This is a genomic window from Pseudomonas sp. CGJS7 (genome assembly GCF_036961695.1).
Genome location: NZ_JBAMDI010000122.1, coordinates 1 through 12616, shown reverse-complemented (window position 1 = coordinate 12616; position 12616 = coordinate 1). Strand labels below are relative to the sequence as shown.

The 12616-nt window shown below is 67.5% G+C and carries 10 protein-coding genes; 7 read left to right on the top strand and 3 right to left on the bottom strand.

All coding sequences use genetic code 11. The annotated features are described in order from the left end of the window. Positions 1-151 precede the first annotated feature (151 nt). The 6 genes from V7787_RS42400 to V7787_RS42375 all read left to right on the top strand — a co-directional run bounded on the left by V7787_RS42400 (position 152) and on the right by V7787_RS42375 (position 6977). Entirely contained in the window at positions 152-1219 is a 1068-nt protein-coding gene (locus V7787_RS42400) for an oxidoreductase (RefSeq protein ID WP_336093606.1), read from the top strand. 690 nt (positions 1220-1909) lie between these two features. Further along, the gene (locus tag V7787_RS42395; RefSeq protein WP_336093605.1) at positions 1910-2716 is read left to right on the top strand and encodes a hypothetical protein; all 807 of its coding nucleotides are present in this window, start codon (positions 1910-1912) and stop codon (positions 2714-2716) included. A 281-nt stretch (positions 2717-2997) separates the two neighbouring features. After that, positions 2998-3858 (top strand): AraC family transcriptional regulator, encoded by an 861-nt coding sequence (locus V7787_RS42390; protein WP_336093604.1) that lies wholly within the window; start codon positions 2998-3000, stop codon positions 3856-3858. 129 nt (positions 3859-3987) lie between these two features. Continuing rightward, on the top strand, positions 3988-5127 hold the full coding sequence (locus V7787_RS42385; RefSeq protein WP_336093602.1) for a carboxylate-amine ligase: 1140 nt from the start codon (positions 3988-3990) through the stop codon (positions 5125-5127). Positions 5128-5152: 25 nt separating this feature from the next. After that, a complete protein-coding gene (locus tag V7787_RS42380) occupies positions 5153-5953 on the top strand; it encodes a gamma-glutamyl-gamma-aminobutyrate hydrolase family protein (protein WP_336093600.1) in 801 nt (266 codons plus the stop codon). A 178-nt stretch (positions 5954-6131) separates the two neighbouring features. Continuing rightward, positions 6132-6977: a hypothetical protein gene (locus V7787_RS42375; RefSeq protein WP_336093598.1), complete on the top strand. Its 846-nt coding sequence runs from the start codon at positions 6132-6134 to the stop codon at positions 6975-6977. A gap of 241 nt (positions 6978-7218) precedes the next feature. Here the strand turns inward: V7787_RS42375 and V7787_RS42370 are convergent, their stop codons facing one another. The 3 genes from V7787_RS42370 to V7787_RS42360 all read right to left on the bottom strand — a co-directional run bounded on the left by V7787_RS42370 (position 7219) and on the right by V7787_RS42360 (position 11255). Further along, on the bottom strand, positions 7219-9282 hold the full coding sequence (locus tag V7787_RS42370; RefSeq protein WP_336093596.1) for a S8 family serine peptidase: 2064 nt from the start codon (positions 9280-9282) through the stop codon (positions 7219-7221). A gap of 840 nt (positions 9283-10122) precedes the next feature. Further along, positions 10123-10476: a RidA family protein gene (locus V7787_RS42365; protein WP_336093594.1), complete on the bottom strand. Its 354-nt coding sequence runs from the start codon at positions 10474-10476 to the stop codon at positions 10123-10125. Positions 10477-10571: 95 nt separating this feature from the next. Further along, positions 10572-11255, bottom strand: coding sequence for a hypothetical protein (locus tag V7787_RS42360; RefSeq protein WP_336093592.1), 684 nt, complete (start codon positions 11253-11255; stop codon positions 10572-10574). Between the two features lie 450 nt (positions 11256-11705). Between V7787_RS42360 and V7787_RS42355 the strand changes: the two genes are divergently transcribed. Next, positions 11706-12616 (top strand): glycoside hydrolase family 19 protein (locus V7787_RS42355; RefSeq protein WP_336093591.1); only part of this gene is annotated, 911 nt, incomplete at its 3' end.

Genomic DNA, 12616 nt, shown 5'->3' with positions numbered 1-12616 from the left:
GGGGTTTCCGGACAGGGGACATCGTCTTGATACCCGATCCGATGCCCGCTGCGCAAAGCCCGCGCGCACATTCGGCAAAACCGGCACGGCAGCTACTGGCCGCGGCCGCTGCGATCCGGCATGGTTCCCACTCTCCCCACGAGTACGCCGCATGCACTCTGCCCCGCTCCGCGTCGCGCTGGTCGGTTACGGCTTCGCCGGCAAGACCTTCCATGCCCCGCTGATCGCCGCCACGCCGGGGCTGGCGTTGACGCTGATCGGGTCCAGCGACGCGGCCAAGGTCCATGCCGATCGTCCCGATGTCGAGGTGATCGGCGATCCGCTCGCCGCGGTTACCGATCCGCGCGCCGATCTGGTGGTGATCGCCACCCCGAACGACAGCCACGCCCCGCTCGCGCGCGCCGCGCTCTCCGCCGGCAAGCACGTGGTGGTCGACAAGCCCTTCACCCTGGACATCGGCGAGGCGCGCGAACTGACCGCGCTGGCCGAGCGCCACGGGCGGTTGCTGTCGGTGTTCCAGAACCGGCGTTGGGACAGCGATTACCTCGGGGTCAAACAGGCCATCGACGAAGGCCGGCTCGGCGAGGTGGTGCATTTCGAATCGCACATCGACCGGTTCCGCCCGCAGGTGCGCGAACGCTGGCGCGAGCAGGCCGGTCCCGGCACCGGCGTGTGGTGGGATCTGGGGCCGCATCTGGCCGATCAGGCGCTGTGTTTGTTCGGCGTGCCCGACCGGGTCGTCGCCAGCATCGCGGTGCAGCGCACCGGCGCGGTGGTCGCCGACTGGGCGCATGTGCTGTTCGAATACGGCCAGCGCCGGGCGATCCTGCACGCCGGCATGCTCGCCGCCGGCGGCAGCGCGCGGTTCGTGGTCCACGGCACTCGCGGCAGTCTGCTCAAGCCGCGCGCCGACCAACAGGAAGCGCAGTTGCTGGCCGGAGTGATTCCGGGCGCCGCGGGCTGGGGCGAGGACGACGATGCGTTCGTCTGGCACGACGAACACGGCCACAGCGCCCTGCCCGCACCGGCCGGCGATCAGCGCCGCTACTACATGGCGGTGCGCGACGCGGTGCTCGGACTCGGCGCCAATCCGGTGACGCCGGCGCAGGCGGTGGCGTTGATGGCGGTGCTGGAAGCGGCGGTGCAATCGGCCGAACAAGGCCGCGCGGTGACGCCGGCGTTGAGCGCGCAAGAACGCGGCGCGTTCGATCGTCGCTGAACGAGATCGCTCACTTTCGCTCATCGTCCGCTCACTGCGCATCCTCTTCGCAGTCGCATTTTTGCGCGCGGCGAAAACCAAACTTCTCGCCTGGAAACAGCGAAAACCAAGTACGCCGGCGTATCCACGCGCAATCGGCCGGCAAACGCCGAACCCCATCACGGCGCCGGATCGATGCCGCGCACATCCCTGCCGCCGCGCGCGCGAAACTGCAAGCGATCAAGCGCTAGCAACCGATCCGCACGCACACGCGCAGCGGCGAATCCATCGCAGATCAGGCAATCGGAACTAAGCCCTGCGGCTAATGCGCGGCGCATCAAGGTTTCGCGTCGCGCGGGTTTTCTACTCTTGCTCGCGCACCACCCACGCGGCGCCGGCACTCCCGGTATCGACGCCACGACGCAACGGATGCGGCTCATAACCCGAACGATTCACGCGTCTCTTTAGCGTCCAAGCCCAGCTCTCGCGAGGTTTGCGCGCCGGCTGCAATTGCCGGAGCGGCCACGGCCGACTCCAGGTTCCCGGGATCCATCGCGGACATCCGAACCCAACCGCAACGGCGCGCGCCGTGGACGGCGGCTGCGCGATGTCCGTCATCAGCGACAACGATCCGCGCACGCCACCGCCGCAACGGATTGCCTCCCCGCAATCCACCCATGTTTTCACTCATCAATCGAGCAGGTAATCACCATGAACCGACACACCCTCCGCTCCGTCCGCCTGAGCGCCGTCGCTTGCGCCCTGGGCCTGGCCTTCGCCGCCAACAACGCCGCCGCGCAAAGTTCCGAAGTCGCCGCGGCCACGGTCAAGGCCTGCGCCGTCAGCGGCAGCGTCACCGTCACCGTGCTCGGCCTCAACACCACCCTGCCGCTGCCGTGCACCGCTCAGGCGCAGCGGACCGCGGCGGGCAGCGACGAAAAGAGCGCGCTCGGCATCGACGTGGGCCTGCTCGGCCTGGTCAACGTGATCAAGCTCGACACCGTGCACCAGCGCGCCGATTACACCAACCTCACCGGCGCGACCGCGCTGGACGGTTTCTCCGAAGCCGCCGGCCTGAGCCTGGTGCAGAACCTGGTCACCGCGCAGGGCCTGCGCGGCTCGTTGGCCTGCGATTCGCTGTCGGGCAACAGCACGCTGCAATGCCAGGCCACCTCGACCATCGCCGATGTGCGCGTGGCCGGCGGCAACGTCATCACCCTGCCCTCGCCGCTTCCGCGCGACTTCACCGTGCCGGTCGGCGGCAGCCTGCGCCTGACCGTACTCGGCCTGCCGATCGAAGTGCCGGTCGGCGGCGCGCTCACCCTCAACCACGCCACCGCGCTCGGCGCGGGCACCCGCAACGTCACCGTGCTGCATCAGCCGGCCGCGCTGACCCTGGGCGGCAGCGTGTCGGTGGGCGGCCTGGGTCTGGTCGGCGTGCGCGTGGAAGCGGTGGCCAGCCCGTCGACGATCACCGTCAACGCGACCCGGCCGGTGACCGCGGTGACCATCGACTGAGCTGAGCGCTACCGGCCGCCGGGTTCGCCCGGCGGCCACCCCCGACGATAACGTTCGCCCCGCATCGCTTCGGCGATGTGGGGCGTTCGCGTGTCCGCGACGATGATGCGGATGCCGCGGCCGCATCGACGCCGATCCGAGCCGATCACGCCACGCAAGCGCGCTGCCCCGTCCGCGACCCGCGCTGTATCCTGCGCGCCAACCGCGCCGCCGCAATTGCGCAACCTCGATCAACACCGGTTGCCCACACTGCCCCGGCACGACCACCACGGAGCATCGCCTTGGCCCGCAGCAGCACGTTCGACCAGTACAGCGCGCGTATCGAGAAAGTCGTGGCGTTCCTGTCGGAGCGCCTGGATCAGCCCCTGACCCTGAGCCAGTTGGCCGAAGTCGGCCATTTCTCGCCGTTTCATTTTCACCGCATGTACCGCGGCCTGATGGGCGAAACCATCGCCAGCACCCAGCGCCGCCTGCGCCTGCATCGCGCCGCCCACGAACTGCTCAAAGGCCAGCGCAGCATCGCCCAGATCGCCGCCCACGCCGGTTATGCCAGCACGGCCGCGTTCACCCGGGCCTTCGGCGCCACCTACGGACAAGCCCCGGCGATGTTCCGCAAACGTCGTGTCGCCCCGCCCGAGTTCGCTCGCGCGGATTACGACCCTACTTTGGAGAACCTCATGTACACCGCGCAGATTTCCACCATCGCGCCGGTCCGCGCGATCGCGCTGCCGCACCGCGGCGAATATTCCAGCATCGGCGCCAGCTTCCAGCGCCTGTACGGCTGGGCCGGGCCGAAGGGCCTGCTGGGCCCGCATACCCGCGGCTTCGGCATTTTCTACGACAGCCCCGCCGACACCCCGGCCGAACAACTGCGCGCCGATGCTTGCTTGATGGTGCCCGCCGACAGCCAGCCCGGCGAAGGCATGCGCTGGATCGAAATCGCCGGCGGCCGCCACGCGGTGGTCGTGCACACCGGCCCTTACACCGAATTGTCGCGCGCCTACGACTGGCTGTTCTGCCATTGGCTGCCGGCCAGCGGCGAGGAAGCCGGCGACGCGCCGGTGCATGAGGAATACCTCAACGACGCCTCGCGGCTGCCGCCGGAACAATGGCAGACCGCGATTCGGCTGCCGCTGAAGTAACCGCCGTGTTCGCGCGCGAGGTGGCCGTACCCCGGCCCCTCGCGCGCCCTTCAACTCGCGCTTACATATCGGACGCTACCGTGGGGGCATGACGAACCCCATCCGGTCGCAGTCCCAGGATCGCCGGCGATGAACGCGTCGTGCGATTACAGCTTCGGCATAGAGGAGGAGTTCTTCCTCGTTCGCCCGCACAGCCGCCTGCTCGCCGCCCAGGTGCCCACGCGCTTGCTCAAACGCGCCCGCGCCGAACTGGGCGAATCGATCGAAAGCGAGTTGCTGCAAGCGCAGATCGAAATCGCCTCGCCGGTGCAATGCGACATCGCCCAGGCGCGGCGCCAGCTCGGCGAGCTGCGCCGCGGTCTGTCCGCACTCGCGCACGAGCACGGACTGGCCTTGCTCGCCGCCGGCACCCATCCGCTGGGGCAATGGCGCGAACAGACCCAGACCGACAAACCGCGCTATCGGCGTTTGGTCGAAGACTTCCAGATCATCGCCCGGCGCAGCCAGGTCTGCGGCTTGCACGTGCACGTGCAACTGCCCGACGGCGTCGACCGGGTGCAAGTGATGAACCGGGCGATGCCGTGGCTGCCGCTGCTGCTGGCCTTGTCCACCTCCTCGCCGTTCTGGGACCGCTGGAACACCGGCCTGATGAGCTATCGCCAGGCCATGTACGACGAATGGCCGCGCACCGGCATCCCGGATTTCTTCGCTGACGAAGCCGAATACGACGCCTTCGCCGCGGTGCTGCAGCGCGCCGGCGCAATCGCCGACGCCAGCTCGCTGTGGTGGGCGATCCGGCCTTCGCCCAATTTCCCGACCGTGGAACTGCGCATCGCCGACGCCTGCACCCGGCTGGAAGACAGTCTGGCGATCGCCGCGCTGTACCGCTGCCTGATGCGCCACCTGTGCGAACGCCCGGCCGATGCGCCGCCGTGCAACGCCAGCGCGCGCCGGATCATCGACGAGAACCGCTGGCGGGCCAAACGGTTCGGCTTGCAGGCCGATTTCATCGACGAACAAGGCCGCACCGAGCCGGCGCTTGCGCAACTGCAACGCCTGCGCGAGCTGTGCGCCGACGACGCGCGCCAGCTCGATTGCACCCAGGCGCTGACCGCACTGGACGATATCGTCGCCCGCGGCACCAGCGCCCACACCCAGTTGGCGATCTATCGCCAACAACGCTCCGACGGCGCCAACCGCGCCACCGCGCTCAAGGCCGTGGTCGACTGGCTGCTGCACACCACCGTACCCGACCCGCTCAGCGACTGACTCCCCGCCTTCCGGATACCCCGCCATGCAACCGCACGCCCGCAAACTGCTGATCGGCCTGTCGCCGCGCATGATGCGCAACCTGCCGCCCGAATACGGCTTCCGCAACAAGACCCTGCAGTACCTGGAACAATCGATGGCGCATTGGGTCATGGCCAGCGGCGCGATGGTGGTGATGATTCCCACCGTCGACGCCGAGGGCGCGGTCCAGGCCACCGACCTGTCGGTGCGCGACTACGCCCGCTCGCTCGACGGGCTGATCCTGCAAGGCGGCGCCGACATCGACCCGGTGGCCTACGGCGAGCGCCCCAGCGAATTGTTGATGACCACCGACCCCGAGCGCGACCGCTTCGAACTGAGTTTGCTGCGCGCCTTCGTCGACGCCGGCAAGCCGGTGCTCGGCATCTGCCGCGGCATGCAGCTGATCAACGTCGCCCACGGCGGCAGCCTGTATCAGGATCTGGTCGGCGCCGGTGCGACCCGCTCGCAGCACTACATCCCCGCGCAATACGACGAACACGCCCACGCCCTGCGCATGCGCGAATCGGGCTGGCTGGCCTCGCTGTATCCGCAAGTCGCCGACCCGCAGGTCAACTCGATCCACCATCAAGGCGTCAAGCAACTCGGCGAGGGCCTGGAAGTGGAAGCCTGGTCGGACGACGGCATCCCCGAATGCATTCGCGGCACCGGCGAAAACTTCGTGGTCGGCGTGCAATGGCACCCGGAATTCCACGACCACCGCTTCCCCGAACTGCTGCCCGGACGCCCGCTGCTGATGGCCTTCATGGAGGCCGCGCGCCGCCGCGAACAAGCCCTTGCGGCTTAGCGCCGCCAACAAAAACCCGCGCCCCCTCCTACCGTCATTCCGGCGAAAGCCGGAATCCATTTTGACTTCGCTCTTACCCGCACGCCCACAACCGTTCAGCCATTCAGACAACACCACCCTGGCGCCAACCCACGCCACCGCTTATCGTCGCGATTCGCAATCGCCCAAGGAGTTGTCAATGGAAGGGACGTCCCATTCCCGCCTGCTCACCGCCGCCCTGATCGGCACCGCCGCCTTGCTGCCCGCCTGCAAGCGCGAAGCGCCCACCGCACCGGCGCAGAACCCGCCGGCCGCGACCGCGCCCGCCGCGACGCCGGCCAAACCACCCGCGCAACACCTCGATCCGGCCCAGTTGCAAGCCATCGCCAGGCAAGTGATGGACCAGCAATACGGCAAGGACAACTACGACGCCGCACACCGCTGCTGGAAATTCACCTCCGAACTCGCCGACGACGGCGGCAACTACTGCATGCGCGCGCAGGGTGTTCAACAAATCGAGGTGGACGGCCAACAACAGGTGTACGCGTTCGCGGCCAACGCCGTCGACATCGACCAGCCCGAATACCTTTACGGCCACCCCAGCCCCGGCTTGATGGGCGCCTTCCAGCTCGCGCTCGCCGACGACGGCTCCTGGCGCCTGCTGGCCGGCGACAAGGCCATGACCTTCGGCAGCAACGGCAACTGCGGCTGCGAAGACGCCAAGCTGATCCGCATCGGCGCCCAACGCTACGCCTGGCACTTCAGCAGCGGCGGCGTATGGCAAGGCATCGTCGTCGGCAGCTACAGCCTGATCGCACCGGTCGACGGCAAGATGCTCGACCTCAGCGACATCCCGCGCATGACCGAAGACGACCAGGACAGCGAGTACACCCTGGTGGCCGACGACAGCGACACCAGCAAAGCGTTCTTCCCGTTGCGGGTCACCAAGACCACCCAAATCGCCGACGGCAAGAGCAAGCAGAGCGAGCAGGTCGTCGCGTTCGATGTTTCCAAGCAGACCTACGCATTGCCCGAGGCGGATTGAACGCCGCGGTGCCTGCGGCAGCGGCGTGGTTGTATTGGCGCGGTCGCGGCTTGCGCCGCTCCTACAGGTAGGCCATGTCGATTGCGCACCTGCATGGCCTACCTGTAGGAGCGGCGCAAGCCGCGACCGCGCCACCGCACACACGACGCGCCCCCCCCTAACCAACCCGATCCAACAAAAAACGAGGGCGGCCGTAGCCGCCCCCGTCATCGCCGACACCGTCCAAACGGCGCCGCCGCGCTCAACTCGCCGCGCAGTTGTAGCAAACCAGCGCAAAATCCTGATCGGTATCGTCGCCCGAATTGGGCAGACCGTTGGAGTTGATATCGGTCGCACGCACCTCGACCCTGACGCTGCCGCCATGCTGCGACGGCTGCAGGAATACGCCCTCGTTGTTGTTGCGCGCATCCGCCGTACCGCCGGTCGCCGACCACCCAGTGCTGGCGACCACATTGCCCAGATACGTGTTGGCGCCCGCGGTCACGCGCAGATCCAGATTGTTGTTCCAGGCCGGCGTAGTCCCGCCCAAGCCATGACCCGGCGCATCGGTCCACACCAGCATGATCCGCACCGGCTTGGTCGCATCGGCGGCGGTGAAAGTGCGGGTCCAGGTTTCGCCGCTGTTGTTGAACACGTGGGTCTGATCGACGTACTGCACCGCTTGCGCCGGACGCAGCACCGGATCGATCAGCATCCGGCCCCAACCCTGCTTGGCGTCGGGCGCCGTGGTCAACACCACCCCGTCGGCATCGAGCTTGCCGACCAGGTTCTGCGCCACCGCGGTGAACGCGGCGCGGGTCAGCGCCGGGCTCGGCGTGGCGCCGGCGAACTTGTTGCGGTAGTACTGGGTGAACAAGGCACTGGCGCCGGCCACCTGCGGCGACGCCATGCTGGTGCCGCACATCAGGCCGTGGCCGGTGGCGCTGTTGGCCGAATCGATCGAACAACCCGGCGCGACGATGCCCGGGATGCGGCGCCCGTCGCGCGCCGGACCGTGCGCGGTGTTGCTGGACAGATCGTTGATCGCCGCGATCTGCACCGTCGCCGAACTCTGGCCCTTGGTCGAACCGACGGTGAAGGTGTTCTTGGCTTCGTCGGGCGAGCCCTGGCTCTGGGTGCCGCCGTTGCCGTTCATGAACGACAGCACGTAGTTCAGCGGCTGATCGCCCGGCGCATCCGGATCGGCATCGCGCACGCCCACGTCGACCTGACGGGTGTCGGCGTCATAACCGCGCGGCGAACCCGAAGGCCCCCAGCTGTTGCCGGAAATGGTCGCGCGGTTGCGCACCGATTGGGTCATCAGCAACAGCATGCCGCCGGGCTGAGTGAAGAACGGCGAATACACCTGCTCGACCAGCTTCGCGCCCGGAGCGACGCCGAGGCCGCGCAGGAAACTGCCGGTCGACGCGCTGGCGCGGACATTGGACGCGCCGTCGCCGGCCATGATCGCCGCGGTATGAGTGCCGTGCGCGCTGCTGGCCGAACCGCCGCAGGTCGTGCCGGTGCAAGTGGTCATGCGCGCGGTCAAATCCGGATGGGTGTGGTAGATGCCGCCGTCGACATTGGCCATGATCACGCCGGTGCCGTTCACGCCCGCGGTGCTGAGATAGCTCAGGTAACCGGGCACGGCCAGGTTGCTGGCGTTGACGTTGCCGGCGTTGATCTGGCTGCTCATCTCGCCGCGCAGACCGCCGTCGGTGGGCACGGTCTGCACGCTGTACACGCCCGGGGTTTGCGCCAAGGCGGCGATCTGATCGCCCGGCACCTGCAAGGTCTGGGTCTGCAAGCCGCGATCGACGACCTTGACGCCGCTGCCGACATCGCTGACGCCGAGCTTGCTCAACGTCGCGCCCAACTGCGCGCTGCCGCGACGGCTGACCACATTGACCTGCACCGCGCCGGCCGCGGCCTTGCGCAGTTCCGGCTGGACCTTATACGCGGGCAGGAAATCGCCGCTCCAACGCACCTCGGCCTGCCCGGCCAACCGATTCAGCGCATCGCGCTTGCCCCAGGCGATGTAGGTGTAAGGATGCAGGTACTGCACCGGCTCCAGACCGGCGCGACGCAACTCGTCCAACCACGCCTGCTGCACCGGTCCCTTGAACTGCACCAGCCGCCAATCCTCGCCGTCGGCGCGAGTGCGCCCCCAGGCGCTGGCCGCTTGCACGGGTTTGCTCTTGAGCGGATCGAAGCGGACGCCGCCCAGATCCAACTCGAAATCGCGCGCGTTCTGCGCGAACGACAACATCGGTACGACAGCCAAAGCCACGGCCAGAGCCGTGAGCGGGATGTGGCGACGGTTCATTCGGTTCTTCTCCAGAAAGGTTCGGCGAACATCGCCCGCGCGGGCGACGACGGAGTGGGTTCGATCTTGGAAAACACCGGACAGCAACGTCCGTGCTGCGTGCGTCGAAGGACGCTCGCCGACACTGCGCCCCGCGAGGGAATCGCGTCCACGCCAATACGAACGGCGCTTCTAAATGTTCGTTGAGGGCGATCACAGAACATGGAACCTGTGCCTGAACGTGATCTACATTGCTAAACGGATCGACATCCCAGGCACGCCCCATAAAAGTCTTGATCGACGTCACAGCCGAAAACACGGCGCTTTCGCGCGGCGCCGCACAGATGTTGAGCTGGCGACAAACTCAATCCGGCGATGACTTCCGGAAAGGCCGGAACCCGCGTTCATTTCGCTATCGATCGAGCGCAAACGTATGCGTTTACCGCGATTCGACAGCGCTCACAATAAAGCCCGAAATCATCGAGCGGCCACAGTCGACTGCGAGCGCCGGAGCTCCATCGCCACCGATGAATACAACGCCGCATTCGGGACTGCCGTATGACTGACGCGCAAAGACAGCGCTGAGACCAAAGCGCTCATGGAATGAAAGAAAGAACCGCGGCGTCGCCTGCGCGATCAAGTTCGCTTGTCGAAACGAATGCATCGGCGTAATCGCCGAAGGCAAGATGAACTACTTCCAGCACCGACAATGCGCTATCTGGCGCAGCGCTTGGCGCAGCCGACAGAAAAAACAGCGCGCACTGGAACTCGATGCGAGCGCGGCGCGGCCACCGCCGGCCGCGTCGCAATCGAATGTACTGGCGCAAACTTGCCCCAGTACGGACGGCGCAATGCGAACGCTCAGACCACCGGCACCGCCGCCGTCACCACAATCTCCACCCTGAACTTCGGATTCGCCAACGGCGCCTGCACCGTCGCCCGCGGCGGCGTGTGGCCGGCGACGACCCAGGCGTCCCACACGGCGTTCATGCCGGCGAAATCGGCCATGTCGGTGAGGAAGATCTGCGCCATCAGAATCCGGCTCTTGTCGGTGCCCGCGCGCGCCAGCAGCGCGTCGATCGAGGCCAGGGTCTCGCGGGTCTGGCCGGCGATGTCGAGATCCTCGCTGTCGGGCACTTGTCCGGCCAGATAGGCCACGCCGTTGTACACGGCCATTTCCGACAAGCGGGCGCCGACGTCGAATCGCTGGATCATGGTTCACCTCCGGGTTGTGGGGCCGCCATTGTCGGTCATCGCCGCGTCCGGCACACCCCACCGCGGGCCTCGATCCGCGAGTCCCCGCCCCGCCCTTACATCTCCGGCGTATTGGCCTGGATGATGCGGTCGCTTTCCTGCCGGTCCTCGCTGCGCTCGGCGCGCAAGGCCGCGTCGGCGTTGGCGCGGTGCTGGGCGCGGATCTGCGGCGGCAGCGCGTCGACCTGGCGATTGGCCTGCATCATCGCCCGCTCGCCGGGCGGCAACTGGCAATTGCGGCTGAGGATTTCCAGTTCGTCGCCGGTACGCGCCGCGCCGCTTTGCACGTTGACCACCACGCCCAAGGTGTCGCCCAAGGGTTCCAGTTGGAGGCAGATGGCATCGATGGTGGCGTAGGTACGTTCGGCATTGCGGTTGACGATCACGAACAGATTCTCGTTGTCGATCCACGCCACCGAGCGCACGCCCTGCACGCCCTTGGCGACGATGCGCGCGTTCTCGCGGTCGACCTTGCGGCCCGGATCGGCCAGACGGATCGAGCGGTTCACATCGGCATTGAGCGCCTGCAGATTTTCCTGCAAACCTTGTTGGTCCCCGCCGAGCGCCTGGCTGCGCATCTTGACCAGACGCGCGGCGGTATCGGCCGGATCCAGCGCCTGTCCCGCGCGCTGCGGCTTGGCTGCGGCTTCGCGCTCGGCCTGCTCGCCGCAGCCGCTCAACAGCAAGCTCAACGCCAGCGCGACGGCGGTGGCGGCGAACGTATGGGTTCGATGGTTCATCGCGATACCTCGCCGCGGCGCGGCCGGGGGAACGGGGGACGGGCTCATGACGCCGGCCGGCAGCGCGCTGGCGCCGGCACATGCCGGTTTATACCCCGTCGCGCCCGGAAACGGTTGCCGCATCGCAACGCAAATGCGACCGCGGTCGCGCCGGCAACGTACCCGCACGGCGGAACGCGCCGATATTGCGCGGTCGCGGCGCTTTTCGCGACCGCTGCCCGGATTCATCCAAATCCCGTGGTTACAGTCGCCCCAGCTCGAATGACAGCGCTGCCATGCCCGCCGCCCCAGTGCGGCACGTCCGGATATCGCACCGGCCGCGGCACGGCCGCCGGCGGGCCGCAACGCCATAACCACTAGATCGCCGCACATCGCAAATCACGCATCGCCGCCCGCGCGCGGCGTGCGCAGTCCCGGGGGGAACCAGAGCCCACACCCTGAGGAATCGAAATGAACGCACGCATCCACCCGCGCCGTGCAGGCGCCTGGGCCGCCGGCCTGTTCGGCCTGCTCTGCGCCCCCGCCGCCTTCGCCAACCCGCAACTGCCCCCGACCGACTCCGCCGACGCCTACGGCAACACCGCCGTCGGCCCCGCCGCGGCCTGCAACTACGTCGATTGGACGCGCGGAGTGAATTACACGCTCGGCACGATCGTGCGTTACCCGCCCAACGGCCAGTTCTACAAGCTGGTCAACGTCGGCACCAACGGCAGCGACGGCACCGACCCGACCATCAGCACCTGGTACTGGCAGCCGACCACCTGCGATAACAACCCGCAGCCCGGCGGCTTCGTGGTGACCGAAGCGCAGTTCAACCAGATGTTCCCCAACCGCAACCCGTTCTATACCTACGCCGGCCTGGTCGCGGCGATCCGCTCGTATCCCCAATTCGCCAAGGAAGGCGGCGACACCATCGCCCGTCAGGAAGCGGCGGCGTTCCTGGCCAACGTCAACCAGGAGACCGGCGGTCTGGTCCACATCCGCGAACTGAACCAGGCCAACTGGGACCACTACTGCCAGCCGCAAGGCACCTGCGGCGGCAAGCAGTACTACGGCCGCGGCCCGATCCAGCTGAGCTGGAACTACAACTACGCCGCCGCCGGCAACGCGCTCGGCCTGGACCTGCTCAACAACCCAGACTGGGTCGCGACCAACTCGGCGATCTCCTGGCAGACCGCGCTGTGGTACTGGATGACCCAACGCGGCGGCGCCAGCAACACCCCGCATCAGGCGATGGTGAACCTGCGCGCGTTCGGCGAAACCATTCGCGCCATCAACGGCGGCATCGAATGCAACGCCACCGGCATCGGCCATCAGCAGATGCTCAACCGCGGCCAGTACTACCGCAATTTCGCCGCGGT